At 71.8% G+C, this 25,140-nt stretch carries 19 protein-coding genes; 4 read left to right on the top strand and 15 right to left on the bottom strand.

The window, feature by feature from the left end; genetic code table 11:
• Nucleotides 1–92: 92 nt before the first annotated feature.
• The 8 genes from AB4078_RS06365 to AB4078_RS06330 form a co-directional block, all read right to left on the bottom strand.
• Nucleotides 93–1,271 carry a hypothetical protein gene (locus tag AB4078_RS06365; protein ID WP_441976415.1) on the bottom strand — a complete coding sequence of 393 codons (1,179 nt, stop codon included), beginning with the start codon at nt 1,269–1,271 and terminating at the stop codon, nt 93–95.
• A gap of 54 nt (nt 1,272–1,325) precedes the next feature.
• Nucleotides 1,326–1,784 (bottom strand): hypothetical protein, encoded by a 459-nt coding sequence (locus tag AB4078_RS06360; RefSeq protein ID WP_440733700.1) that lies wholly within the window; start codon nt 1,782–1,784, stop codon nt 1,326–1,328.
• Nucleotides 1,785–1,791: 7 nt separating this feature from the next.
• Nucleotides 1,792–2,253: a hypothetical protein gene (locus AB4078_RS06355; protein WP_441976414.1), complete on the bottom strand. Its 462-nt coding sequence runs from the start codon at nt 2,251–2,253 to the stop codon at nt 1,792–1,794.
• Nucleotides 2,254–2,351: 98 nt separating this feature from the next.
• Nucleotides 2,352–3,605, bottom strand: a complete 1,254-nt coding sequence (locus AB4078_RS06350) for a CHAT domain-containing protein (protein ID WP_441976413.1) — start codon at nt 3,603–3,605, stop codon at nt 2,352–2,354.
• Nucleotides 3,595–5,229 (bottom strand): hypothetical protein, encoded by a 1,635-nt coding sequence (locus AB4078_RS06345; protein ID WP_441976412.1) that lies wholly within the window; start codon nt 5,227–5,229, stop codon nt 3,595–3,597. The genes AB4078_RS06350 and AB4078_RS06345 overlap by 11 nt, the downstream gene beginning before the upstream one ends.
• A complete protein-coding gene (locus AB4078_RS06340; protein ID WP_441976411.1) occupies nt 5,226–6,302 on the bottom strand; it encodes a hypothetical protein in 1,077 nt (358 codons plus the stop codon). Before AB4078_RS06340 ends, AB4078_RS06345 begins: the two co-directional genes overlap by 4 nt.
• Nucleotides 6,299–7,594 carry a hypothetical protein gene (locus AB4078_RS06335; protein WP_441976410.1) on the bottom strand — a complete coding sequence of 432 codons (1,296 nt, stop codon included), beginning with the start codon at nt 7,592–7,594 and terminating at the stop codon, nt 6,299–6,301. Before AB4078_RS06335 ends, AB4078_RS06340 begins: the two co-directional genes overlap by 4 nt.
• Before the next feature lie 25 nt (nt 7,595–7,619).
• Nucleotides 7,620–10,151 (bottom strand): CDP-glycerol glycerophosphotransferase family protein, encoded by a 2,532-nt coding sequence (locus tag AB4078_RS06330; protein ID WP_441976409.1) that lies wholly within the window; start codon nt 10,149–10,151, stop codon nt 7,620–7,622.
• Between the two features lie 151 nt (nt 10,152–10,302).
• On the opposite strand from AB4078_RS06330, the gene AB4078_RS06325 reads away from it, so the two are divergent.
• Nucleotides 10,303–11,865, top strand: a complete 1,563-nt coding sequence (locus tag AB4078_RS06325; protein ID WP_441976408.1) for a glycosyltransferase family 39 protein — start codon at nt 10,303–10,305, stop codon at nt 11,863–11,865.
• On the opposite strand, the gene AB4078_RS06320 is transcribed toward AB4078_RS06325, so the two are convergent.
• Nucleotides 11,853–13,508, bottom strand: coding sequence for an amidohydrolase (locus tag AB4078_RS06320; protein ID WP_441976407.1), 1,656 nt, complete (start codon nt 13,506–13,508; stop codon nt 11,853–11,855). The genes AB4078_RS06325 and AB4078_RS06320 overlap by 13 nt on opposite strands.
• Nucleotides 13,509–13,542: 34 nt before the next feature.
• A complete protein-coding gene (locus AB4078_RS06315; protein ID WP_441976406.1) occupies nt 13,543–14,988 on the bottom strand; it encodes a purine-cytosine permease family protein in 1,446 nt (481 codons plus the stop codon).
• Nucleotides 14,989–15,100: 112 nt separating this feature from the next.
• Between AB4078_RS06315 and AB4078_RS06310 the strand changes: the two genes are divergently transcribed.
• The gene (locus AB4078_RS06310) at nt 15,101–16,111 is read left to right on the top strand and encodes a LacI family DNA-binding transcriptional regulator (RefSeq protein ID WP_441976405.1); all 1,011 of its coding nucleotides are present in this window, start codon (nt 15,101–15,103) and stop codon (nt 16,109–16,111) included.
• A 164-nt stretch (nt 16,112–16,275) separates the two neighbouring features.
• On the opposite strand, the gene AB4078_RS06305 is transcribed toward AB4078_RS06310, so the two are convergent.
• Nucleotides 16,276–18,060, bottom strand: coding sequence for a 2-isopropylmalate synthase (locus tag AB4078_RS06305; protein WP_441976404.1), 1,785 nt, complete (start codon nt 18,058–18,060; stop codon nt 16,276–16,278).
• Nucleotides 18,061–18,227: 167 nt separating this feature from the next.
• Between AB4078_RS06305 and AB4078_RS06300 the strand changes: the two genes are divergently transcribed.
• Entirely contained in the window at nt 18,228–18,905 is a 678-nt protein-coding gene (locus AB4078_RS06300) for a FadR/GntR family transcriptional regulator (RefSeq protein WP_441976403.1), read from the top strand.
• Between the two features lie 93 nt (nt 18,906–18,998).
• Here AB4078_RS06300 and ilvD read toward each other — a convergent pair whose 3' ends face one another.
• The gene (gene ilvD / locus AB4078_RS06295; RefSeq protein ID WP_440733687.1) at nt 18,999–20,855 is read right to left on the bottom strand and encodes a dihydroxy-acid dehydratase; all 1,857 of its coding nucleotides are present in this window, start codon (nt 20,853–20,855) and stop codon (nt 18,999–19,001) included.
• A 153-nt stretch (nt 20,856–21,008) separates the two neighbouring features.
• Here ilvD and AB4078_RS06290 point away from each other — a divergent pair, with 153 nt between their 5' ends.
• Nucleotides 21,009–21,800, top strand: a complete 792-nt coding sequence (locus AB4078_RS06290; protein WP_441976402.1) for a helix-turn-helix transcriptional regulator — start codon at nt 21,009–21,011, stop codon at nt 21,798–21,800.
• Between the two features lie 124 nt (nt 21,801–21,924).
• Here AB4078_RS06290 and AB4078_RS06285 read toward each other — a convergent pair whose 3' ends face one another.
• Genes AB4078_RS06285 through AB4078_RS06275 form a run of 3 tightly spaced genes read right to left on the bottom strand, consistent with a single transcriptional unit; the run spans nt 21,925 to nt 25,140 of the window.
• Nucleotides 21,925–23,397, bottom strand: a complete 1,473-nt coding sequence (locus tag AB4078_RS06285) for a glycosyltransferase family 39 protein (protein ID WP_441976401.1) — start codon at nt 23,395–23,397, stop codon at nt 21,925–21,927.
• Between the two features lie 52 nt (nt 23,398–23,449).
• Nucleotides 23,450–24,424, bottom strand: coding sequence for a sensor histidine kinase (locus AB4078_RS06280; protein ID WP_441976400.1), 975 nt, complete (start codon nt 24,422–24,424; stop codon nt 23,450–23,452).
• Nucleotides 24,421–25,140 (bottom strand): response regulator transcription factor, encoded by a 720-nt coding sequence (locus AB4078_RS06275; RefSeq protein WP_441976399.1) that lies wholly within the window; start codon nt 25,138–25,140, stop codon nt 24,421–24,423. Before AB4078_RS06275 ends, AB4078_RS06280 begins: the two co-directional genes overlap by 4 nt.

The following is a 25,140-nucleotide window of genomic DNA, read 5'->3' as shown; positions in this document are numbered from 1 at the left end:
GGGTCCCGATCGGTCGATCCGGGGCACGCGCCGATGCGAGCCCCAGCGGACTTAGAGTCTGCCAGTCCGGCGCGGAGTTCGCATCGACAGGATCAGCCGATCTCCACGCCGGTCCGGGCGTCGAAACGCCGGGTCGTCGTCTTGTACACCCCGTCACTGTCGACGTCGATGACGAGCGGTCCCTGCAGTCGGCGGATCATCACGTTCGAGATCACGATGCCGGGGGCATCCGCGCGCACGGTCGCGACCGCGCGGCGCACGACGTCCGGGTCGACCTCGTCGATCGAGAACCCGCCCTGGGACGAGGTGAGCTCACTGGTCCAGGACAGGCTGAGGGATCCGTTCCGGTAGGCGTAACTGTCCTCGCCCTCCGGATCCGTCGCGCTCCTCGCATCGATCGACCAATAGGTGTCGAAGATCACCACGGACTCCAGGCTGCGGCCGCGCAGCTGACGGCGCAGATCGGTGAGATCGAGGTCGAGGACCGCGGAGTCCCAGACGCCCTGGACCTGTCCGCTGAGGCGCTGCGGCATCTCCTCGATCAGCGCCACGGCGCGCTGCGGCGTGGAGAACACCCAGACGATGCCGAGTGCGAACCCGCCGGCGACGCAGAGCATGATGATCACGAGGTTCGCCAGGATCCGGCCGGCGCGGCCGGCGGTCGAGGGGGTCTCCGAGGGCGACGGGCCGGCGGCCTGCGCCGTCGGAGGCGTCGTCGCGGCGACTGATGCCGCGGTGAAACCGTCGTAGCGCGCCGGTGCGTCGCGCAGCGCGGCCTTCCACTGCGCATCGGGCGCGGGATCCAGCACGGGGCGCGCACCGGGCGTCGTCGCCAGCACCACGTAGCGCCCGGTGAAGAAGCCGGGCAGTTCGCCCATCGTGATGAGCTGCGAGAACACCTCGCGGCGCGGAGCGCCGGCACGGGGGAACACCGTGACCGTGAATTCATACAGGTGGTGGAAGTTGCGCACGGTGACCCCCTGCTCGCGCAGGGACTCGATGCGGGCGATCTCGCGAGGCGCCGTCGCCGCGAGAACCTGGGAGTCCCGGAGTCTCACGCCGCGCCCCACCGACGAGCCCGAGCCGAGCCCGGCCACCGTGCTGAGGATCAAAATCGTCGGCACGACGGTCGTGGCGACGAGGAGGGCGATGACGAACGCGATCGTCGCCGTCTCGGCGCTGCCGAGGACGAACCCGAGGATCGAGGCGAGGACGGTGCCGATCGCCATCCAGAAGAGGACGAGGATCCCTCGTCGCACCCAGCTGTTCATGTCATGCTCCTCGCTCTCGGGTCAGGGTCTTGTGGGGGGTGGGCCGCGCTCGCGTCACCCGAGCAGCAGGGCCTGCGGGTCGTCGGGGGAGACGCGGAAGGGCAGCACGGCGCCCGGGCGCCAGTTGTGCAGGGCCGGCTCGGCGATGACCGTGCGGTAGGTCGCCCGGTACGGCTCGCGGCCCTCGATCCGCACGTCCAGGAGCACGGCGTACACCGTCAGGCCGTCGGCGGAAGAAGGGCCTTCGGGTGTGCACGCGAGCACCGTGCCGGACGCGGGCAGGCCGCGCTGGTGGAACGCCAGATTCGCGAACGGATCGGCCGTCGCCGCACCGTACGGTCCGCCGGGTCCGCTCCGGGCCGCTGCGGCGTGCGGATCCGCGAAGGCCTCCGCGACGCGCCCCCATTGCTCCGCGATGTCGGCCGACTGGCGGATCGTGTCCCGCATGGACGGAAGGGGCGGCAGCTCGCGCGTCACGCGCAGCAGGCGCAGCAGGTCGCGGATCACGCCCATGATGCGCTCAGCTCGTCAGGGCGATGTTCTGCGGATCCGCCGGGTCGACGGCAATGCCGTGCGCGGATCCGATCGCGTAGTTGCCGATGAACTGCGCGGCGACCATCTCCCGCTTGGCGACCGTGTAGGGCGCGGCACCCGGAATCGTCACCTCGACCTCGATCCGAAACCAGGCGTTGCCCGCCGTACGCTCTCCCGTGTCGACGGCACCCGTGATGATGCCGGTCCCCGGCGTGCCGATCGCGATCACCCGGTTGAGCTCCTGACCGTAGGCGTTCAGCACATCGTGGTCGGCCTGCATCCGTGCCCGCAGGTCTGCGCCCTCCGCGGCGATGGGCAGCGAGCCGTCCGAGTATCCCGCCTGGGCGAGTTGCTGTGCGGCGAGCTGTTGTGCGGCCTGCGCCTGCACAGCCATCGTCTGCGGGTCGATGCCGGCGAGTGCGTTCTTGGCGCGATCGAAGAGTCCCATGATCTGTACCTCCTGTGTGTTCCGGTGGAACTGCGTATCCCTGTGGATGCACTCAGACTGCCGGCGGGTGATTGCTCCCGATCACAGGTTTTCGAGGATCATCTGTCCCGGCGCGGCGGTGACCAGGTCGTGGAGATCGCCGCCCACATCAGCGGCGAGTGCTCGACAGCGCCGGAGCGCGCCCAGGTCTCGGCGCTGGCGCGCTGCCAGGCGTTCAGCGCCGCTACCGGGTCCGCGCTTTCCTGGGTCGCGTCCACCGCATCGACCGCCGCGCTGAAGGCCGGGGCGTCCGCGCCGGCGGCGCGCGCGAATCCCGCGTCGGTGGGCAGCGCCCATCGTGCGGCGGCGACGTGCTCCGCGCCGCCCCGGACCAGCGCCGCGACGAGCGCCGTGGGCTCTGCGAATCCTGTGTCTCCGCCGGACTCGCAGGCCATCAGCGCGACGCGGGCCGGAATGCGCCAGCCGTCGTCGCCGGCGTCCTCCGGCGCGCCGTAGGCGATGTCGGCGGCCGTGAGCGGGCGATGGGCGCCGAGCAGAGCGGCACGGCCGGCGAGGGCGGGGCCGTCGGACAGATGCATGCGCACGTCCAGACCATGGTCGGACGATGACACATGCCCGACGTACAGGAAGCGGGAGGCATCGGCAAGCAGCGCGCGCAGTCGCACCCGGTCGATCGCGCCGCCCAGGAGAGGCTCGGCGCCGCGGGCCCGGGATCCGAGTCGCTCCTGCAGCGCGGCGAGTGCCTGGCCGGTCCCCGTCGGCCCGAGCACCGGGGCGAGCATCCCCCCGGGCACGGGAGGATCCAGGATCGCGACGACCGGACCGTGCGGATCCCAGGGGGAGACGCGTCGCGACGGCGCGTTGCGCACGCCGGCCGGCACGAGCAGCGACACCTCGGCCTCGTGCACCATCCGCCGATCCGTGTCGACGAACAGCGCCTCCCAGGGCACGCGGCCGAGCGAGGGGGAGCCCTGGATGCGCAGATGCGGGCGTCGGTCGCGCAGGAGCATGGCGTTCAGTTCGGCCGCGAGCGGGGCAGGCAGCAGCGCCCCCGCCAGTTCCGCGGACAGCCGCCGTTCCCGGTCCGGATCGGCGAGCGGTCCGCGGAAGGCACGGTCGAGCGCCTCGACGACGCTCTCACCGTGCCGAGGCGAGGGCATCGACTCGTCGAGCCGGTCGAGCACCGGCTGGACAGCGGCGCGCGGGATCGCGTACGCTCGCGGGCGCTCGAGCGCGTGCTCCCAGCGCCACGTCACGTAGAGATCGCCGACATCGGCGAACTTCACCTGCACACACGGGCGCTCCGGGGCCCCGTCGGCGACATCTCCTGCGGTCACTCGCTCACCAGGCATCGACGGTCTCCGCGGAGCGGATGGCGACCCCGTAGCGGCGCTCCGATTCGGCGATCCACACCCGGAATGAGTCGTCGCCGGGCATCGCCCGCACGAACAACGGCAGCGCCCCTCCGGCCGAGGGGACAGGGGAAGCGAGACCGCTGTCCCCGGATGCGGCCAGGGCGTACGGCGCCTCGAGAACGGCGACGTGGACGCGGTCGTTCTCCGGCGCGGGCTCGGCTCGCGAGACGGCAGGTGCGGCGGGGCCGAGCGAGGGCGAGGAGCACAGGAACTCGATCACCTCCACCGCCAGGCGGGTCTCGGCGAGAGCACTGATGCTCTGCAGAGCGACCTCGAACGCGACCGTCGAGACCGTGCGGATCCACCGCTCACGCATCGGCCCGGCCGCGAATCGCTCGCGCAGCGCATCCGTCGCGAGCGCGGCGGGCAGCGCCAGATCGAGCGCCACGCGACGCATGCGCTGCTTCTCGCCGCGGAACAGCGAACGGTCGGCCGCGGTGAGCGCGGCGAGCGCCCGGCGCACGTCGATCCGTGCGGCCTCGTGCAGTGCACCCGTCGACGCGGACACGGCGCGCGCCCGTCGGTATGCGGCGTCCGCCGTGGGGAAGCGCCACTGTGCGACGAGGATGTCGCCCCGCAGCAGTTCGGCCTGGACCTGTGCCCACACGTCGCCCTGGACGAGCACGTCCGCGCACACCTGCTCCGCGATCCCCCGTGCGGCGGCGAGCCGACCGCGGGCGAGCAGCACGGCGGCGCGTCCGAGGCGGGACACCGAGGCCGAGCGAGGATCGCCGCCGCGCCGGTAGCCTTCTTCCGCGGCGGCGAATCGCTCCTCGGCGGCATCGACCTCGCCGCGCTCGAGCAGCAGCCGTCCCAGGTTCTCCTCGGTGCGGGCCACGGCGATCGGGCCGGTCGTCTGGAGCTGCCGCGAGATCTCCAGCTGCTCGGCGGCGAGACGCGGATCGCCCGTGCGGTGGGCGAGTGCGGCGAGGCCGGAGTACGCGTACGAGGCGAGGCGCGGTTCGTGCGACAGTGCCGTGTTCAGGGCTGCGCGGAAGGCGACCTCGGCGTCGCCGAAGCGTTCCCGATCGAGCAGGATGCCGCCGAGCGTGTTGTGGCGTCCGAAGACCAGCAGCGGCGGTGTGGCGTCGTCGAACTGTCCACCGAGGACCTCGAGGTCGTGGATGGCCTCGATCGAGCGACCGACCAGCGCGAGCGTCTGCGCGCGATTGATCACCGCTCCGAAACGCACCTCCGCGGTGCGGCGTGCGGATCCGATCATCGCCTCGGCGGCCGTGCAGGCGGCGATCGCCTCCGACACGAGATCGATCGCCGCGGGAAGATCCCCGCGCGCTTCTGCGATCGCGGACAGATTGGCCAGCGCTCGGCCGCGGAGGTCGAGGCCGACCCCGTCGATGTCCTCGACCTCTGTGGCCGCAAGGATGCGGCGAGTGACCGGCTCGGCCGCGATCGGGCCGCCGGATGCGTAGGCGGACGCCAGCTCGCCGAAGAGCGGCTCCATGTGCTGCCACCGGGCCGGCAGGCTGCCGGATCCGGGCAGGCTCAGGATCTGAGCGTTGAAGGATCCCGCCGTCCCGCTCGCCGCCTCGGTCTCCGTCATCGCCTCGCGGCCTCCTGCTCGGCGAGCAGCACGGCTCGAGAAGGGAGCCCGGAGTCGTCGATCACGGTCTCCCGTGCGCGGTCGAGTCGCGCGTGGGCGATGGCGAGGAGCGCTTCCGCATCGACATCTCCATGGCCGCGATATCCCGGCGAGGCGAGTGTGAGCGTGCGCGCGTCCGGCGGGGTGAGCAGGATCGTGACGGGGACGGAGATGCTGCCCGCGAAGCGACCCGGTTCGGGCCGCAGGGTCAGCGCGATGCCCGCGAACACTGCGTCGAGCGGTCCCGGATCCGTGGGGGAGGACGACGGCGCACGCGGTGCGGAGACCTCCAGCACGACGTCGGATTGTCCGGAGCGCACCTGCCAGTGTGCCGATCCGGCGGCATCGACCGTGCCGGGCGCGAACGCGGAGAGGTCCAGGGGCCGCGTGCCCTCGGCGAGCACGCCCGCGGTGGAGCGCACGGTCGCGGAGGCGGCGAGTGCGAGGTCCGCTCGTGCCGGCACGGTCGCTGCGGCGCTGCCGGCGGTGATGCCGCGGTCCGCGGCCGCCTCCTCGAGGCGGCCCTCGAGCGCCGTCAGTGCGGGGCGCACCGCGGCGTGGATCCCCGGTGCGAGGCGGAGGGCCCGCCCGGCGACCAGGCCGTCGGCGAGCGCCGCGAGCAGGAGCTCCTCGCCGTCGAGCAGGTGCTCCACCGCGAGCAGTGCGTCCGCCCGCTCCACGGAGAGGATCCGCGGATCGAGCGGGGGGACGCCGGCGAGCGTCGAGGCCGGCCACCACGCCGCCGCCCACGCCACCAGCGCCGCACGCCGAGCATGGTCGAGCGCGGGAGCCGGGGACGGCTCGAACGCATCCGTCTGGCCGAGGAGCGCGGGGACCGCTTCGGGACCGTACACCTGCCAGGCGACGTCGATCGCGAGAGCGGGATCCCAGACGGACGCCGCCGGAACGTCAGGATCGGCGACATCCCAGATCAGGAGCGCCCCGGCCGTCTCGAGCAGCGCGGAGTGGGCGGCACTCGAGGGCGTCGCCCCGATCCGCAGGCCCTCCGCGGTGCGGGCCGCGCGAACGATCATGCCGCCTCCTCGAGGGCATCGCGGCCGATCGAGGCTTTCACGAGGCCGCGTCGGTCGAGGATCACCGAGCGCAGCGCGCCGTCGAGGAGGGTCCAGACTTCGTCCGCCAGGATCGCGTCGCCGCGTAGTTCGCGTCCGTGCAGCCGTGCCCAGAGGCGGCGCACGAAGGCCTCGCGCGCACCCCGTGCCGGGGCGGGGTTCTCGCCGAGACGCAGAGCCCGATGCACGAACGGCTCGCGTCGCCACCGTCCGCCCAGGCGCCGGGCGGCGTCGGTCATCGCGTGAGGTGTCGATTCCGCGGCGGCGGGGGTGACGCCGGATCCGGTCGATCCGGCCGGATCCCCGAGCGCAGCGGACGCCTCCGTCGCGGCGAGCAGCACGACGCGGCTCTCCTCTTCGGTGAGCTGCCACGCGCCGGCGGTGCGCTGGATCTCGGCGTGCACGACGTCGCCGATGTCACCGCCGCTGTCCGCGACGGCGGCGAACGACGCGAACAGCCGCTCGAACAGCGACCTGTCGAACGGCGGTGGCATCGCGGTCTTGGTCGCTCTGGAGCCGGGATCCGGCGGCGAGGGAAGGTCTTTCGCGGTCAGCCCCAGCTCTCGCGCGGCACCGGCGAGGTCTGCCGGCGGTGCGCCGGCGGATCCGCTGCGGGACGCCACGAGGGCGGCGAAGTCGCCTGTTCCGGCGCCGGTCGCGCAGGCGTCCAGCAGCCGTCGCAACGCGTCGCGCACGACCGGGCCCGCAGGCGCCGCTGCACGAGCCCAGGCCTCCGCGATCTCCCGGCTCACCTGTGTCGCGACCGCGGGGTCGCTCAGGTGCGCCCGCAGCTCGGCGAGTCCGGGGCGGACTCCGTCGTGCACCTCCGCCAGGGTCGCCGCGGCGACGGCATCGGCGTCGTGCGCCGGAGCGCCGCGGTGCCGGGCCAGCTCGAACGCACGCTGGAAATAGAGGTCCTGGGGGTTGCCCCCAGTGATTGCGGCGCGACGACGCGCGCGCTTCAGCGCGACGAACCAGGCGGCCGTCGCGGCGAGATCCGACCGCGCCTCGTCGATCAGCGCCTCCAGCTCTTCGGCGGCGTCGTCCGAGAGCACGGCGTACGCCAGGTGCGGGCGTGCGGACGGGCGGATCACCAGGGGATCGAGCACCAGCTTCGTCGTGCGGGCCAGGGGGGCACCGGTGGGCCCGGTGAGGGCATCCACTCCGGAGAGCCGTTCCCATGCGCGTGCGATCACGAGACCGCGCGGCACACCGCGCACCGGCGGACCGGGTGGTCGTGCGTCGGCGGTCATGCCGGGATCCTATCGAGCGCGCCGCTCAGTCGGTCAGCAGAGCCTCGAACTCGGCCTTGACGTCGGCGCGATAGGCGTCCGTGTCGAGGGTCGCCGCAGGGACCTCGCCGTCGAGGAACGCGGTCATCCCGGCCGCGAGCGCGTCGTCGTCCTGCGCCACGATCCTGATGGAGCCCTCGGGCAGGGCGCCGTACACGGATCCGAACGAGGTCGACACGATCGGCAGACCGCAGATGGCGGCCTCGATGAGTACCATCGGCTGCCCCTCGTAGAGGCTGGACAGAACGAAGCAGTCGGAGGCGGCGAGCAGGGCGTAGGGATTGCGCTGCGCTCCGGTGAGGAACGCCGCATCGGAGAGCCCCGCCTCATCGATCTGCTGCTGCAGGTCGGCGCGCAGCGGGCCCGCACCCACGATGAGCAGCCGGGCCTCGGGGTGCGCCCGGTGCACGTCGTGGAACGCGCGGATCAGGCGCGCATGGTTCTTCTCGGGGCTCAGGCGGCCCACCGTGACGAACCACCGCAGCTCGCCCTCGTCGGCCTGGAGCGTCTCGTACCATGCCGGGCGGGGCGGGATCTCCTGGTCGGCGGCCTCGTACTGCGCGTCCGATTCTGAGAAGAACTCGCTGAGCGGACGCCGGGCACCGAGTGTGACGTGCTCGACGTCGGGGAAGTTGCGCACCGTGCGGAAGTGCTCCCCGGAGGCGTATTCGGCGAGCTCGATGCGATTCAGCTCGGTGAGCTGGTGCGACACCGAGACGAGCTGGTCGTACTCGGAGTACATCGCGAACACCGTGCTGAGGCCGCGCTTCATGGTGGCCTTGCCGTTCACGGTGCGTTCGCGGTCGGAGGCCATCTCGTTGTGCATCCAGATCGCCCGGACCGGATCGGGCCCGCCTTCCGTGACCGCGGGGGCGTGCAGCAGCAGGCTGGTCCACAGCGGGCCGTAGCCGCTGAAGTCGGCGACCCAGTCGAAGCGGGCGTCGCCGAACACGCGCGTCCACTCCGCGTTCCACAGCTCCTCGTGCCACGGCTCGGTGCCGGGGGTGCGCGGGGATCCGCGCCATTCGTCGATGCGGCGGCGCAGGTGCACGGCCTTGGACCCGTTCATCCCGCCGATGCGGAACACCTGCCGCACCTCGGCGGGGATGCGGGCCTGCGTCAGCGGGTCGGTGCTGAGCCGTCGCTTCGGCAGCAGCGCCGTCACGTCATAGCGGGTGTGGTCGATCGCGCCCAGCAGGTTGAGCGCACTCGTGGTGATGCCGTTCGGCTTCATGCCGCCGAGATACACGAGCAGGCGCTTGCGGCCGTCGTGCGCGGTGGGACGCGCCCGATAGCCCTCGCGGGCGCCGCCGAACACGATGTCGACGACGCGTGCGGTCGCGCCGCCATCCTCGAACGGGGCGAAGCGTTCGGCCCAGGAGGCGTACTGCGGGTGCGGATCGGCGCCCTCCAGCAGCGCCCTGAGCGCGCGGCCGGTCTCGGCGGCGTCGTCGGCGACAGGGCCGGGCAGGGTGTCCAGGGGCATGTAGGTGCCGCGACCCGATGAGTACAGGTCGGCGTCCGGGGTGAAGAACGCGATGGGCCGGCCTGTCGCCAGGTAGTCGAAGAAGATCGACGAGTAGTCGGTGACGAGGCCCGCCGAAGCCCCCAGCAGCACGTTCGACGGAATCGAGTTCGGCGCGAGCGAGCGCGCCAGCTCCGGTCGGGCCGAGGCGTGCGCGTGCACGATCTGGTGCGTCTTCAGCACCACGACGTGGTCGTCGCCGACGCCGGCCTGCAGGGCCGCGAGCTGGGCGGCGAGCTCGTCGATGTTGTCCTCGGGATCGTCGAAGGAGCTCCCGCGCCAGGTGGGTGCGAACAGCACGATCGGCTTGTCGCCGAGCAGGACCCCGCTGCCTTCGAGCTCGGCGCGCACGGTCGCCTCGGCCGCGCTGTCGAGGCGCTGCCGGTCGATGCGGGGATAGCCCTCCTCGATGAGGGTGCCGGGGTAGACGTTGGTGAGCCGGTAGGCGCCCTCGTACATGGTCCCGGCCATGAACGGGTTCGCCGCGAGCAGGAAGTCCGACATCAGGAAGTTGCGCAGCGTGTTCGCCGACTGCACCGCCCCCGACGGCATGTCGAAGCCCATGAGCTTCAGGGGCGTGCCGTGCCAGGTGTTCAGATACACCTGGCCCTCCCTCTTGCCGAACCAGGTCGGGAAGGTGGCGTTGTTGATCAGCCAGCCGCTCACCGCGAGAGCCTGACGGTAGGACGCGGATCCGCGATGCACGAACGAGACCCGGCGGTCCGCGGAGAACTCGTTCTGGAACCGGGCGATCGCGTCATCGTCGGCGAGCGCCCAGACGTGCGTGAGGTGCGCGTAGTCGGGGTCGGCCAGCAGGTGGCGGAAGATCGCCTCCGGGTTGCACAGCATGCCATTGCCCGCGAAGGACTCGTACAGCACCTGATCGGGGCGGACGGGCCGGGAGCGCCAGAAGGCGATCCGCTCGGCTTCGACAGCGCGCTTCAGGCGTCGGGCGGTGGAGCGGAGGCGCCGTGCGGAGGAGGAGAGTGACACGGATCAAGGATATTAGGCGCGTGCCTGGCGAACACTTGGAGAACGATGGGTGAAGGATCGGCGGCGGATCGCGGATGTCCCACGGCGTGACGCGGATCCGGCGGGTCGCCTCGGAGGGGACGCCAAGCCGCGCAGGCTACGCTCGGGCGACGTGACCAGTCAGGCCCTGCCCCGTGCGGTCGGCTCGGAGATCCCTGATGCGGAGGAACCGACCGCCGATCCCCGCCGGCTTGGTCTGTGGGCGGCGCTGGTCGGGCTGTTCGCCGTCGCTGCGAGCGCTGCAGGATCCTGGATCCCGTCGCTCTGGGGCGACGAGGCGGCGAGCCTCATGTCGGCGACACGGCCGCTGCCGTCGCTGATCCACATGCTGAGCTACGTCGACGCGGTGCACGGTCTGTACTACCTCGGGCTGCACGCGTGGATCGATGTGTTCGGACCGAGCGCCTTCTCCATCCGATTCCCGTCGGCGCTCGCGGTGGGCGTGTGCGCCGCCGCCGTGGTCTGGCTGTGCGGACGTTTCGGCACGCTGCGGTTCGCCGTGGTCGCCGGCGTGTTCGCCGCGGTCCTGCCGCGGCTGATCTTCGCGGGGGAGGAGGCCCGCTCCTACGCGATGACCGCCGCGCTCGCCGCAGTGCTGATCGCGATCCTCGTGGAGATCGGCCGCCGTGATTCCCGCGCGGTCGGCGGTTGGATCGCCTACGCGGCCGTGCTCACGGTCGGCATCTGGCTCTTCCTGTATGTCGCGCTGATGGTGCCCGCGGCCCTGATGATCGTGCTGCTGTCGCCGGCGTTGCGGCGGCGCTGGCGCGCGTGGATGTTCAGCACCGGCATCGCCCTCGTGCTCTGCACGCCGCTGGCGTGGTTCGGATTCCTGCAGCGACGACAGATCGCGTTCCTCGCCGTGCGGGAGTCGGTCACGGCCGAGGTCGTGCTGAAGAACATGTGGTTCCAGGAGTGGTGGTTCACCGCGATCGCCTGGGCCCTCATCCTGGTCGCCGTGATCGCGTTCGCGCGAGAGCTCATCCAGATGCGGCGCGCCGGAGCGGGACGGTGGCGTACGCCCGGTATCCGCCTCGAGGTGGTGGCGCTGAGCTGGATGATCGTGCCGATGGGACTGCTGCTGGCGGTCACCCCGTTCGTCGCGGTCTACACCGCCCGGTACGGCTCGTTCTCCGCGCCCGCGGTCGCGATCGTGATGGCGCTCGGGGTGAGGCGGCTCGCCCGTCTCCCGCGCCGTCGACTGGGGGCGCGGCTCGCGGCCGTCTCGATCGCCGTCGTCGTGATCGCGGCGGTGCCCGTGGCGGCCCTGCAGCGCGGACCGTACGCGAAGAACCAGTCCGACTGGAACGACGTCGCCGCCTTCATCAGCACGAACGCCGCGCCCGGCGACGGCATCGTGTTCGATGACGGGGCCCGCCCGTCCCAGCGCACCCGGCTCGCGAAGGCGACGGATCCGACGGCTTTCCGGAACGTCACGGACCTGCTGCTCAGGACGCCGTTCCAGAAGTCCTACACCTGGTACGACCAGACCTACGGCATACCGCGTGCGGCCGGGATGGGGCGCTTCGACGGCGTCGAGCGGGTCTGGGTGGTCGAGCTGAAGTTCGACGGCGTCGAGGACACCTGGGGTCTCGGGCAGCTGCGCTCTCTGGGCTACCACGAGACCCGCCGCGTCGACGGCGCGGGAAGCGTGATCCTGCTCTACGAGCGCTGATCCGGGGCCGCGGCCGTCACCGCGGCGCGGTCGAGGCCGGCGACGACCGTCGTGCGCACCCGCGTGGTGAGGAACGTCTCAGGACCGTCGCGGAACGGATCCGCGTCCAGGATCACGAAGTCGGCTGCGGCTCCCGCGCGCAATACGCCGAGCTCGCCCTCCCAGCCGCAGGCGTAGGCCGCGTCACGGGTGGCCCGGCGCACCGCGTCGGCGACCGCCATCGCGTTGCCGGGGACGTTCGCCTCGAGCGCGGGGTCGAAGGCAGACCGCCGGGTCGTCGCGATGAACAGGTTCGGCAGCGGATCGAACGGCGCGGTCGGGGCGTCCGTGCCGAGCGCGAGCGTGGCGCCGACCTCTGCGAACTCGCCCCAGGGGTAGGCGCGTTCGACGCGGTCGTCGCCGAGCATCGCCCGCCAGTTGTCCTGGATCGCGGGATCGCAGTGCACGGGCTGCATCGATGCGATCACTCCGAGGCGTGCCAGGCGCAGGGGAGTCGCGTGGTCCACGGTCTCCAGATGCTCGATGCGATGACGGCGCTCGGCGCGCGGACCGTTGGCGGCTACCGCGGCCTCGAGCGCGTCCAGGGCGAGCGCGGAGGCGGCGTCGCCGATCGCGTGCATGGCGATCTGCAGCCCTGCCGCGTCCGCGCGGGTGACGACCGCGGTCAGTGAGGGCAGATCCCACAGCGCCTCCGGCTGCGAGCCGTCGGCGAAGGGAGCGCGCATGGCGGCCGTGCAGCTGTCGATCACGCCGTCGACGAAGAGCTTGATGCCGGCGATCCGCAGGCCGGGTCCGGTGTGCTCGCGGTGCAGCGCGATCGCGCGATCCACGGCGGCGGCGTCGCCCTCCGCGGTGCCCGTGCGGTACACGGCCCAGTGCGCGGCGACGTGCATCGGCAGCGTGCCGCCGTGCCGCTCCTGGACGGCGAGCATGGCGCGCAGGTCGTGCTCACCCAGCGCCATGTCGACGGCAGCCGTGACGCCGGCGTCGAGGTAGGTGCGCAGCGCGGCCTCGAACTGCGCCTCGCGGTCGGCATCGCTCGTGAGCGCATCCAGCTTCTCCCGCAGGAACGCGAACACCGCGTTCTCCAGCAGCATGCCGGTGGCGTGCCCCGCGGCGTCGCGCTGGATCGTGCCGCCGAGTGGATCCGGCGTCTCGTCGTCGATGCCGAGCTCGGCGAGGGCGGCGGAGTTCACCCAGGCGGAGTGGTTGTCGTTCGCGTGCAGGTAGACGGGCCGTTCGGCGACTGCGGCATCGATCATCTCGCGGTGCGGAGCCTGTCCACGGAGGCTGGAGAACAGCCAGCTCCGACCCTGGATCCGCGGGGCTGCAGGGTCGGCGGCGGCTGCTGCGGCGATGCGGGACTGGATCTCGGCGAGATCGGTCGCGTCATGCAGATCCACCTGCTCGAGCGACTCGCCCAGGCCGACGAGGTGCGTGTGCGCATCCACGATTCCGGGGATCACCAGGGCGCCGTCCAGCTCCACCACGGTGTCGGCGGCGAACGCGTCGGCCACGGCCGTGTCTCCGACGAAGAGCACGCGTCCCGCCTCGACGATGAGGGACTGGGCCCACGGCTGCGTGTCGGAGGTGAAGATCGCGCCGCCGCGGTAGTGGGTCGTGCAGGTGCCGGGGGTTCTCATGCGTTCTGGTCCTTCTCTGTCCGGATCCGGGGACTCACAGCGAGGCCTGCGAGCGGGGCGAGCGGCGCACCAGCGCCAGGTAGATGACGAACGGCACGATCAGGCCGACCGGCACCGACAGGTCGATCCCGCCGATGAGCGCGGCGACCGGGCCCACGTAGACGAGGGTCGCGCTGCACAGCAGTGCGGCGCCGATGCCGACGAGCACGGCCACCGCGCCGGCGATGTGCACGCCGCCGCTGAACCAGAACCGGCTGCCGTGGCTGTCGTCTGCGAGTGCCGCGCCGTCGTAGCGGTTGCGGCGCCACAGCATGTCGGCGAGGTAGACGCCCATGACCGGGGCGAGGATCGCGACCGCGAGCTGCAGGGCGCTCGAGACGCTGTCCAGGAAGTTCCACACGAGGAGCGCGAACAGGGTCATCAGCACGCCGACCGTGCCGTCCAGCAGCACGGTGCGCGACCGCGGGAGGCGGATCCCGACGGCCTGCAGGGCCAGGCCGGAGCTGTAGGCGGTCATGGCGTTGTTCGCGATCGTGCCGACGATGACCGAGATGAGGAAGACCGGCGCGAACCAGCCCGGCAGGAACTTCTCCAGGCCCGCCTCGGGATCCGACATGTCCACGGCGCTCGCCGCGAGCGCGCCCACGAACGTGGCGAGCACCCCGGGGATGACCATGCCGAGCGTGGTCCACAGGGCGACGTCGCGCACCCGGGTGCTCGCGGGCAGGTAGCGCGCGAAGTCGGCGCTGTTCGTGTACGACAGCGGGCTCGAGGCGACCAGCGCGATGCCGGCGGCCATCATCGCGACCAGGTCCAGGCCGTGCAGCGGCTCGGCGGGGGTGTAGCCCCAGTGCGCGCCGCCGACGACGAAGACCGCCATCACGGCGAAGATCACGGCGAGCGCGACCGCGAGCGGCTGGTACAGGCGCATGATCAGTCCGTGGCCGTAGACGCTGATCACCATGGTGGCGGCGGCGATCACGATCGCGCTGAGCGCGATGGTCCAGGGCGACGAGGGCACGCCGAGCCGGCCGAGCAGTCCGACCGCGACCGTGGTGGCCGCGGCCCAGTTGATCGCGAGGTAGCAGACGCTGATCAGCCAGCCCGCGATCGCGACGTTGAAGCGGTTGCCGGTGACGCCGTACATCGCCCGGGTGATCACCTCGCTCGGCGTGCCGGCGGCGGGACCGGAGGCGGCCACGATGCCGGTGATGATCGAGAACAGGTTGCCGATCACGATGACGAGCAGCGCCTGCCACAGGTTCAGCCCCAGCAGCATGAGGGTCGCGCCGATGACGACCGCGAGGAAGTTCACGTTGGGCGCCGCCCATACGGCGAACAGGTCGCGGGCGCGGCCGTGCCGCTCGCCGTCGGGGATGTAGTCGATGCCGTGCGTCTCGACGCGGACGGCACTGTCGGTGGGCACGGGATGGGTGAGGGCGGGGGCGGAATCGGTGACGGGGGGTGTCGCCTGCGACATGGATCCTCCAGGGCGAAAGGTCGGGTGCGCGACGTCCTTGTTCGCGCTCGACACGCAACGCTAAGGATCCAAAACGATTTGGACAAGCGGATCCCGCGATTATCATCACGGAATGCGCAGACAGCGATCCACAATCCGCGACGTCGCCCGTCGGGCAGGAGTGTCGGTGACCACGGTGTCGCACACCTTCTCGGGCAACGGCGTCGTGAATCCGGCGACCCAGGCGCGCGTGCGCGCGGCGGCGACGGCCCTGGGGTACCACCCGGATGTCGTCGCGAGCGGGCTGCGCCGCAGCAGGCTCGGGGTGATCGGTCTGGTGCTGCGGCCAGCCGTCGGCGTCGCGCCGCAGCAGATCCAGGACGTCGACTACTTCCCCCGGTTCGCCGGGGCGGCCGCCCTGACCTCGCTCGGTCAGGGGTACGCACTCATGCTCGTCGCCGACCCCACCGTGCCGGATGCTCCGAGCACGGCCTGGGCGTGCGACGGCATCATCGTGACCGACCCCGTCGAGCGCGACCCGCTGATCGCCGCGATGCGCGCCGGCGGCATGCCCTACACGCTCGTCGGCGCGGATCCGGCGGATCCCGACGACCCGCACGTCGTCGACATCGCGACCGAGCTCATCACGGATCGGGTGCTCGACCACCTCACCGCCGCCGGCGCGACCCGCATCGCGCTCGTCGTGGGCACCGATCCGATCGAGTGGAACGCGGCGACCGTGCGGCGCTATCGGGAACGCACTCCTCCCGCGGTGCAGCACGTGCGGTACGTGCCGGAGCGGTCGGATCCGGAAGAGGGTGCGGCGGCGGCCGATGAGCTGCTCGCCCTGCCCGAACCGCCCGACGGCGTGTACTGCATGACCAGCGACCATGCTCGGGCGCTCGTGGATCGGCTCGTCGCGCGCGGGGTGCGCGTGCCGGAGGACGTGCGCGTGGTGTGCGGATCCGATGCGGACGGCCTGCGCAACTCGGCCCCGGAGATCACCGCCGTCGATCTGCAGCCGCAGGCGCTGGGTCGTCAGGCGGCCGCGGCGCTGCTGCGGCAGCTCGAACCGGCTCTCACGCTCGAGGTGCCCCCGCCCGCGCACGGCACCCTGGTCGTGCGGACCTCGACCAGAGCCTGAACGGTCAGGCACGGGGGGATCGGGCGGCCGGGCCACGGGCGGAGGAGGTCTGCAACTCTGCAGGACGTTCACGGCGGATGCGTCCTGCAGAGTTGCGATCGACCAGCGGCGCGGAGCCGGATCCGCGCGGCTCGCTCCGGCCGCGTGCTTCCGCCCGTTGCGCGTCAGGGCGCGCGGAGGGCGGCCTCCGCGGCGGCGAGGACCGCGTTCAGTGTCGCGGTGAGCACCGAGCGATCCCGCCCGGCGACCCACGCCCTGCCCTGGGGGGTGCGGGTCTCGACGAGGGTCAGTGCCTCGACGGCGTTGCCGGATCCGATGCTCGCCTGATGCAGGTCCAGAACCTCGATCGCCACGCCGCGCCGGGCGAGCTCGGCCGTGACGGCCTCGACCGGACCGAGCCCGACCGCTTCGGCCCTGGTCTCGACATCGTCGATGCGGAGTCGGAACGCGACGCGCGACTCGGCGGCGGTTTCCTCGATGCGGACATCGGAGAGCGCGATGCGGGGGTTCCCCCGATCTCCGAGATACGCCTCGTCGAAGATGCGCCAGAGCGCGTGCGCGTCGAGCTCGAGGCCGCTCTGGTCGGCGTGCCGCTGCACGTGCCCGGCCAGGTCGATCTCCAGCCGACGCGGAAGCCGGATCCCGAACTCCGTCTCGAGCAGGTAGGCGATCCCGCCCTTGCCCGACTGCGAGTTCACGCGGATCACCGCGTCGTAGGAGCGGCCGAGATCGGCCGGATCGACCGGGAGGTACGGAACGCGCCAGGCGATCTCGCTTTCGGGCTGCGCCTCGCGTGCGGCGCGCTCCCGGTGCTCGGCGAAGCCCTTGCGGATCGCATCCTGATGGGTGCCGCTGAAGGCGGTGTGCACGAGGTCGCCGACGTAGGGGTGACGCGGGTGCACCTCGATCCGGTTGCTGTGCTCGACCGTGCGCCGGATCTCGTCGATGTCGGAGAAGTCGATCATCGGATCGATACCCTGGGCGTGCAGGTTCAGGGCGAGAGTGACGAGGTCCACGTTGCCGGTGCGCTCGCCGTTGCCGAAGAGGCACCCCTCGATCCGTTGGGCGCCGGCGAGCAGCGCCAGTTCCGCGCACGCGATCCCCGTGCCGCGGTCGTTGTGCGGATGCACCGAGAGGATCACGCCTTCGCGGCGCTCCAGGGTGCGGTGCATGTACTCGATCTGGTCGGCGTAGACGTTGGGTGTCGCGATCTCGACCGTGGCGGGCAGGTTCAGGATCACCGGGCGCTCCGGCGTCGCCTCCCAGAGCGCCGTCATCGCATTGCAGACCTCGAGCGCGTAGTCGGGCTCGGTGAGCATGAACACCTCGGGCGAGAACTCGAAGCGCACGCGCGGCAGATCTCCGGCGAGGGCGAGCACATCGCGCCCCGCGTCCAGGATCAGCTCCCGCAGCTCGTCGCGATCGCGGCCGAGCACCGTCTCTCGCCAGACCGGCGCGGTCGCGGTGTACAGGTGGATCACGACGGGGTTGCGGATGCCGCGGACCGCCTCGACCGTCCGGGCGATGAGGTCGCGTCGTGCTGCGGTGAACACGACGATCGTCACGTCCTCGGGGGCGATGCCCTGCTCGACGATCAACCGGACGAAGTCGAAGTCGGTCTGCGAGGCGGAGGGGTAGCCGACCTCGATCTCCTTGTAGCCCATCGCGACCATGAGGTCGAAGAAGCGCCGCTTGCGGGCGGGATCCATGGGCTCCGCGAGCGCCTGGTTGCCGTCGCGGAGATCGACGGGGACCCACAACGGCGCGGCCGTGAGTCGTCGCGTCGGCCAGGTGCGTTCGGCGTCGGCGACGGGGATCGACACCCGGTCGTAGGGGTCGGCGTAGCGGTGGGACGGCATCTGCGAGTGCCGTTGGCGATTCCACGCGGGGGCGTGCGCGGGGACGGGGCCGGCCGGCGTGGAGATGCCGGGGAAGGTGGTGCTGCTCATGGATCCTCTGTTCCTTCGACTGCGGTTTCGGCGACCGGCGTGGCGCATCAGCCACGACGGGGGAGACGGTCCGGTCAGACCCCGTCGTGGCGGCGAAGGAGAAGGAGAGCGCGCAGGTGCATGCAGGCAGTGTAGCGTTAACTCCGCAGACAAGTTGAGGAGTGGCGATGTCGGGAAGCGATGCCGTGCGGCGCACGTCGATGGCGGATCAGACGGCGGATGTGCTCCTCGGCAGGATCCGTGCCGAGGAGTGGGCGCTGGGCGCACGCCTGCCGGGGGAGACGACGCTCGCCGCCCAGCTCGGGGTGGGGCGCTCGACGGTGCGCGAGGCGATCCGGCAGCTCGCCGGGCAGGGGGTGCTCACGGCGCGGCAGGGCGCCGGTGTCTTCGTCTCAGCGCTCGACGTGCGCGACGACTGGGACGCCGTGCTGCAGCGCGCGGATATCGTCAGCGTCATCGAGGCGCGGGCCGCGATCGAGAGCGAGGCAGCCGCGCTCGCGGCCGAGCGACGCAGTGCGAACGACCTGCGTGCCATCAGGCGCGCCCTGAAAGTGCGGGAGCAGCACCGCGCCGAGCTCGAGGAGCACGTCGACGCCGACCTTGCGTTTCACCGCGCGATCGTCGTCGCGGCGGCGAATCCGATCCTCACCGAGCTGTTCGACGGCTTCACGCCGCGGCTGCGGCAGACGATGATCGCGATGCTGCGGATCCGCACCGCATTCGGCGGCGCCGAGGACCACGCCGCGCACGTGTGTCTCGCCGATGCGATCCGCGCCGGCGACGCCGCGCTGGCCGCGGGACTCAGCCGGGAGCACCTGGCCTCGCTCAAGAACGCCCTGCGGTGAGCGCCGCGGCCCGGCGCCGCGGCCCGGCGCCTCGGATCCGGGTTCGGTAGTTTGCGACCTGCGGACCTGCGGACGCGCCGGGCGCGGCCCGGCTCAGAGCTCCGGGACGATGCGAATCGCGCCCTTGTCAGCGGACTGGGCGAAGTGCGCGTAGGCGCGCAGCGCGGGGCTGACCTCGCGGACGCGGTTCTTGGGGCGGTAACCGCCATTGGCCTCGAGGTGCTCGCGGCGACGCTCCAGCACCTCCCAGGGCACGTCGAGCTCGAGCTTGCGGGTCGGGATGTCGATCGAGATGATGTCGCCGTCCTCGACGAGCGCGATCATGCCGCCCGCGGCCGCCTCGGGGGAGACGTGCCCGATGGACAGGCCCGAGGTGCCGCCCGAGAAGCGCCCGTCGGTGATCAGTGCGCAGGCCTTGCCGAGCCCGCGGCCCTTCAGGAACGAGGTCGGGTAGAGCATCTCCTGCATGCCGGGGCCGCCCTTCGGGCCCTCGTAGCGGATGACGACGACGTCGCCCTCCTTCACCTGCTTGTTCAGGATCTTCTCGACCGCCTCGTCCTGCGACTCGCAGACCACGGCGGGGCCGGAGAACGTCCAGATCGACTCGTCCACGCCCGCCGTCTTCACCACGGCGCCGTTCTCGGCGATGTTGCCGTGCAGCACGCCGAGGCCGCCGTCCTTCGAGTAGGCGTGCGCGACGTCGCGGATGCAGCCGCCCTCGGCGTCGGTGTCGAGCGAGGCCCAGCGCTCCGACTGCGAGAACGCGGTGGACGAACGGCGACCGCCGGGTGCCGCGTGCCACAGGTCCTGCGACACCTCGGAGGCCGATCCGCCGCGGATGTCCCACTCGTCCAGCCACTCGCCCAGCGTCGCCGCGTGCACCGTGTGCACCTGGTCGTCGAGGAGGCCGCCGCGACGCAGCTCTCCGAGCAGGGCGGGGATGCCGCCGGCGCGGTGCACGTCCTCCATGTAGTACGTCTTGCCACCGGCGGAGTTCGGGGCGACCTTCGCGAGGCACGGCACCCGGCGTGAGATCGCGTCGATCTCGGCGAGGCCGAAGTCCACCCCGGCCTCATGCGCGGCGGCGAGCAGGTGCAGGATCGTGTTCGTGGATCCGCCCATCGCGATGTCGAGCGCCATCGCGTTGCCGAACGCGGCCTCGGTCGCGATGCTCTTGGGCAGCACGCTCTCGTCGTCGCCCTCGTAGTAGCGCTGGGCGATGTCGACGACCAGGGATCCAGCCTTCTCGTACAGTGCGCGGCGGGCGGTGTGCGTCGCGAGCACCGAGCCGTTGCCGGGCAGGGAGAGGCCGATCGCCTCGGTGAGGCAGTTCATCGAGTTCGCCGTGAACATGCCCGAGCAGGATCCGCAGGTCGGGCAGGCCGACTCCTCGATGCGCAGGATGTCGGCGTCGGAGATCTTCTCGTTCACCGCGTCGCTGATCGCGTCGACGAGGTCGAGCGAGCGCACGGTGCCGTCCACGAGCGTGGCGCGACCGGCCTCCATCGGGCCGCCCGAGACGAACACCGTGGGGATGTTCAGGCGGAGCGCCGCGAGCAGCATGCCGGGGGTGATCTTGTCGCAGTTCGAGATGCAGACCAGAGCGTCGGCGCAGTGCGCGTTGACCATGTACTCGACCGAGTCGGCGATGAGGTCGCGCGAGGGCAGCGAGTAGAGCATGCCGCCGTGACCCATCGCGATGCCGTCATCGACGGCGATCGTGTTGAATTCGCGGGGGATGCCGCCCGCCTCGCTGATCGCCTCAGACACGATGCGCCCGACCGGGGCGAGGTGCGTGTGGCCGGGGACGAACTCGGTGAAGGAGTTCGCGACGGCGATGATGGGCTTGCGGCCGAGATCCTTGCCGTCGACGCCGGCGGCGCGGAAGAGGGCGCGGGCGCCGGCCATGTTGCGTCCGTGGGTGACCGTGCGAGAGCGATAAGCGACCATGGGACCCATTGTGGACCTGCCGCGAGCTTCTGCCGAGTCCGTGAGCGAGGAGGGTTTGTACTAGTACTCGGAGTACTGTTTGGGTATGGGCGGCGATCACGGCGGAAACGCGTCTTCTGCGCAGGGCGGCACGGACCGGACAGGACGACGGGCATGATCCGCCCGCGCACGCCCCGTCGCGAGCAGCTGGGGGACTTCCTCGCCTCCCGGCGCCGTGCTGCGCGACGTTCCGCGCTCGGGCTGCCGCAGGCTGCGCGGCGCGGCGACATCGGTCTCAGCCGCGAGGAGGTGGCGGCCCTCGCCGGGGTCAGCGCGAGCTGGTTCACCTGGCTTGAGCAGGGGCGTGACATCGGCGTCTCCCGCCAGGTGCTCGGCGCCGTGGCCCGCGTGCTGCAGCTGAGCCCGGCCGAGATCGACTATGTGGTGCGGCTCGCGGGCCCCGAGGAGGACGGCGCCGCCGAGGAGCCCGAGCGGATCCCGGATCATCTGCAGCGGCTCGTCGACGCGCTCGCCTTCCCGGCGTTCGTGGTGGCCAGCGACTGGGCGATCGTCGGCTGGAACACCCCGTATTCGCGCCTTTACGAACCGATCGCCACCGTCGATGCCGGTGATCGCAATCTGCTGTGGCTGATCTACACCGATCCGCGGCTGCGCCGCATGCTGCCGGACTGGGACCAGGAGAGCCGGCGCTTCCTGGCCGAGTTCCGGGCGGAGTCTGGCGTGAGGCTGAGCTCGGACCGGCATCGCGCGCTCATCGAGCGGTTGCTCGAGGAGAGCTCCGACTTCCGGACCCAGTGGGCCGAGCATGCGGTCGAGCGGTTCGCCTCGCGGCAGCGGGTGTTCCAGCATCCGAAGGACGGCCGGCTCGAGTTCGAGCATCACAGCCTCGTGCCGGCGGACGCGCCCGGCCTGACCGTCGTGATGTATGTGCCGGTCGCCGACTGACACGGCCCCGAACTGCCGCCTCTTTCTGCCGAACCGTGCGCTGCACCCCTCGGAACCCACGTTCGGCAGAAAGAGATGGGGCGGTGGGAGCGCGCGACGCGTTCCGCGGTGACGGCGGATCTGCTCAGCGCTCCAGACGCAGCACCGTGGTGACGTTGATGCGATGCGACGAGATCACCCGATAGCCGAGTGCCTTCAGGTGCCGCGCGTCGGGCGACTGCTCGGCGGCGGGGCCGCGCTCGATCGCCCAGACGTCGGTCGTGAGATCGCCGGCGGTCAGCCGGTCGTTCGGAACGGTGCGATCCCAGAGGCCGGGCTGGGTGTGGAACGACGACAGCAGGGCGGGATCGCGGAGCCCGGCGATGTCACGCGGATAGACCGCGACGATCAGCCTCGGTTCCTCCGAGTCCTTGGGGCGGTCGTCGTAGAGCACGGCGTCGCCGGGCCGGGCGTGCGCGCGAAGGTACGCGGCAGCCTCGCGCCAGTCGCTGCCGTCCTTCGCGTACAGGCCGCGCAGGACCACGAGATTCGGCACGAAGGCCGCGAGCACGACCGCGAGCGCCACCCCCGACGCCGTCGTCGCGCGCAGCGAGGTACGGCGGGAGAGCCATCGGGCCGAGGTCTGCACGCCCAGAGCGATCAGGATCGCCGCCGCCGGGACGCAGAACGAGAGATATCGGACGGTGTACATCGGCGCGATCAGCACGCTTCCGATCAAGACGGCCGCCGTCGGCAGCACCAGCCACAGCAGCGCGAGCACGCCGAGACGGAGACCACTCGGATCCTGATGACGGGAGCGGAGCACACCGGTGAATCCGATCACGATGAGTGCGCCGCACGGCCATGCGGTCACCGGGTCGAACCACTGCAGCGCCAGCACGTTCAGCGGCGTGATGTAGTCGCGGTGCGCGAGGAAGCCGATCTGGTTCTGCTCCGCGGCGGCGAGCAGCACGATCGGCACCGCCAACAGGGTCGCGACCGCAGCCCAGACTGCCCATCGCCAGAGCGACCGGCGGTGGAAGCGCAGCACGAAGACGCCGTGCACGACGAGCAGGAGCGCGAGGTACAGGAAGACGTAGATCGCGGCGGCCGTTCCAGCGGCGTAGACGGCCCAGAGCCACCACGAATGCCTGCGCCGCAGCACCACGAGCAGGAGCACGGTAAGCCAGACGGCGATCGCGGATCCGATCGCGTACGAGCGCGCCTCCGCCGCCATCACCGCGGTGCGGGGCAGCAGGGCCGCGATGAGGCCGGCGGCCAGGGCGAGTCGCGGACCGCCGAGGCGTCCGGCGAGCACGGCCGTGCCCGCGGCCAGGAACCCTGCCGCGATCGCGCTCGGCAGGCGCACCGAGAACTCGCCCGCACCGAACAGATCGATCCACACGTGCAGGAACGCGTAGTAGGCGCCGTGCACGCCGTCGACGGTCTGCAGCATGCGCGCCAGCTCCGGCCAGGTGCGCGAGGCCGACATGACGCTCGCGGCCTCGTCGCCCCAGAACGACGGGATCCAGGATCCGGCGACGCCGGCGAGCATGCCGAGCACGACCGCGATCAGGGCGATGCGCCGCAGCCGTGCTCGATCCGTCGACGTTCGCACCCGCCGATCCTCGCGGCCCGGCCTGTGCGGAAGCCGTGCGGCGCGGTGCCTGTCAGCCGAGCGGCAGCCTCAGCGCCACCACCGTGCCGGAACCCTCCGCGGACCTCAGCGCGACCGTGCCGCCGTGCCGGCGCAGGATCGCGGCGACCAGGCTCAGCCCGATGCCGGATCCGACGACGTCGCGCGCGTTCTGCGCCCGGGCGAGCTCGTCGAACACCTGTGGCAGGTCGGGCTCCGGGATGCCGCGGCCGGTGTCGGCCACCTCGATCACGGCTTGTCCCGCCTCCTCGCGCAGCCGCACCTCGATCGGCCCGCTCGCGGAGTACTTGGCGGCGTTGCCGAGCACGTTGTCCACGGCGAGGGACAGCAGGTCCAGGTCGGCGGAGATGGGCGGGACGGGCCAGGGCACGCGGGTGACGGTCAGAGTCAGGCGGGCGCCGGCGGCCGGATCCTGCTGCGCGAGCGCGGCGATCGCCTCGACCAGAAGCTGCTCGAGCTCCACGCGCTCGAGCTCGAGGGGCCGGGCTTCGAGGTCGGCGAGCTTGCGCAGGTCGCGCACCAGGCCGCCGAGCTTGGCCGCCTGCGCATCCACGATCGGCCACGCCTCGGCACCTCCTGCGCCGTTCTGCGCGGCCGCGGAGGTCGCCAGGATCGCGGTGAGGGGGTTCTTCAGCTCGTGGTCGAGCCGGGCCAGGAACCGCGCGTGGTTCTGCCGCTCCTCGGCCGCCCCTCGCGCTGCGGCCTCGTGCACGGCCGCCGCGTCGCAGTGTCGCCGCCGGCGCCGCACCACGAAGAGGGTCAGGAGCCCCAGCGCGATCGCGCTGAGCAGGATCCCCACGACCGCGATGACGGCGGGCAGCGCGATCATGACCTGCACCTGCCGCGTGTCGCCGGCGGCGGACAGCACCGCTGCGATCCCCGTGCCCAGCACCACCGGCACGGCGCCGAGGATCCACCACAGTGCCCGCGGGCCGTGCGGGGAACGACGCTCGTCGCGAACCGGCGCAGGACGCGCCGCCGCGTTCACGCCGCCCCCACGGGAGCCGCGAAGCGGTACCCGAAGCTCTGCACCGTCTCCACGAACCGCGGGGTCGCGGCGTCGTCGCCGAGCACGCGGCGCAGCTCGGAGACGCGGTGGTCGACGGCCCGGCTCGACGTGGCGAACTCGAAACCCCAGAGCGTCGACAACAGGCGCTCTCTGCTGTGCACCTCGTCGGGGTGCAGCATCAGGTACTCCAGCAGCGTCATCGCCTTCGGGGTGAGCGTGAGCTCGGCGTCGGCGAGCCAGGCGCGGCGCGCGGTGCGGTCGAGCACGAGGTCATGGGCGCGCAGCCGCGCGGACGCGGTGAGCGAGTGCCCGCCGGCTGCGGTGCGGCGCAGCACGGCGCGGATCCGTGAGATGAGCTCGTGCGGGTCGAAGGGCTTGTTGAGGTAGTCGTCCGCGCCCTCGTCGAGAGCCGCGCTGCGCTCCCACGACTCGCCGACCTGGGTGAGCAGGATGATCGGCAGCCACAGGCTGCGGCCGCGCATGCGCCGCACGAACTCCCGGCCGTCGAGGTGCGGCATGAGCACGTCGCACACCACGAGGTCGGGCGTGCGGCGCTCCACGGCGGCGAGGCCGAGCGCGCCGTCCCCGGCGACCTCGACATCGAACCCGCTGCGCTCGAGGAACGGCCCGAGGGCGCCCGTGATGGCCTCGTCGTCGTCGACGAGCAGGATCCGGGGGTGTGCGGCGCCGGTCAT

Origin of the sequence: Microbacterium sp. 2MCAF23, assembly GCF_052115565.1 — a bacterium.
GTDB lineage: Bacteria > Actinomycetota > Actinomycetes > Actinomycetales > Microbacteriaceae > Microbacterium.
The sequence above is the reverse complement of the archived record's forward strand: the minus strand, read 5'-3'. Positions and strand labels throughout refer to the sequence as shown.

Excerpts from the sequence above, each read along its gene's own strand:
- AB4078_RS06320 (WP_441976407.1), bottom strand. The coding sequence starts at position 13,508 with ATGAGAACCCCCGGCACCTGCACGACCCACTACCGCGGCGGCGCGATC.
- ilvD (WP_440733687.1), bottom strand. The coding sequence starts at position 20,855 with ATGGTCGCTTATCGCTCTCGCACGGTCACCCACGGACGCAACATGGCC.
- AB4078_RS06355 (WP_441976414.1), bottom strand. The coding sequence starts at position 2,253 with ATGGGACTCTTCGATCGCGCCAAGAACGCACTCGCCGGCATCGACCCG.
- AB4078_RS06360 (WP_440733700.1), bottom strand. The coding sequence starts at position 1,784 with ATGGGCGTGATCCGCGACCTGCTGCGCCTGCTGCGCGTGACGCGCGAG.
- AB4078_RS06275 (WP_441976399.1), bottom strand. The coding sequence starts at position 25,140 with ATGACCGGCGCCGCACACCCCCGGATCCTGCTCGTCGACGACGACGAG.
- AB4078_RS06315 (WP_441976406.1), bottom strand. The coding sequence starts at position 14,988 with ATGTCGCAGGCGACACCCCCCGTCACCGATTCCGCCCCCGCCCTCACC.
- AB4078_RS06335 (WP_441976410.1), bottom strand. The coding sequence starts at position 7,594 with ATGACCGCCGACGCACGACCACCCGGTCCGCCGGTGCGCGGTGTGCCG.
- AB4078_RS06290 (WP_441976402.1), top strand. The coding sequence starts at position 21,009 with ATGATCCGCCCGCGCACGCCCCGTCGCGAGCAGCTGGGGGACTTCCTC.
- AB4078_RS06345 (WP_441976412.1), bottom strand. The coding sequence starts at position 5,229 with ATGACGGAGACCGAGGCGGCGAGCGGGACGGCGGGATCCTTCAACGCT.
- AB4078_RS06340 (WP_441976411.1), bottom strand. The coding sequence starts at position 6,302 with ATGATCGTTCGCGCGGCCCGCACCGCGGAGGGCCTGCGGATCGGGGCG.
- AB4078_RS06300 (WP_441976403.1), top strand. The coding sequence starts at position 18,228 with ATGTCGGGAAGCGATGCCGTGCGGCGCACGTCGATGGCGGATCAGACG.
- AB4078_RS06350 (WP_441976413.1), bottom strand. The coding sequence starts at position 3,605 with ATGCCTGGTGAGCGAGTGACCGCAGGAGATGTCGCCGACGGGGCCCCG.
- AB4078_RS06305 (WP_441976404.1), bottom strand. The coding sequence starts at position 18,060 with ATGAGCAGCACCACCTTCCCCGGCATCTCCACGCCGGCCGGCCCCGTC.
- AB4078_RS06365 (WP_441976415.1), bottom strand. The coding sequence starts at position 1,271 with ATGAACAGCTGGGTGCGACGAGGGATCCTCGTCCTCTTCTGGATGGCG.
- AB4078_RS06310 (WP_441976405.1), top strand. The coding sequence starts at position 15,101 with ATGCGCAGACAGCGATCCACAATCCGCGACGTCGCCCGTCGGGCAGGA.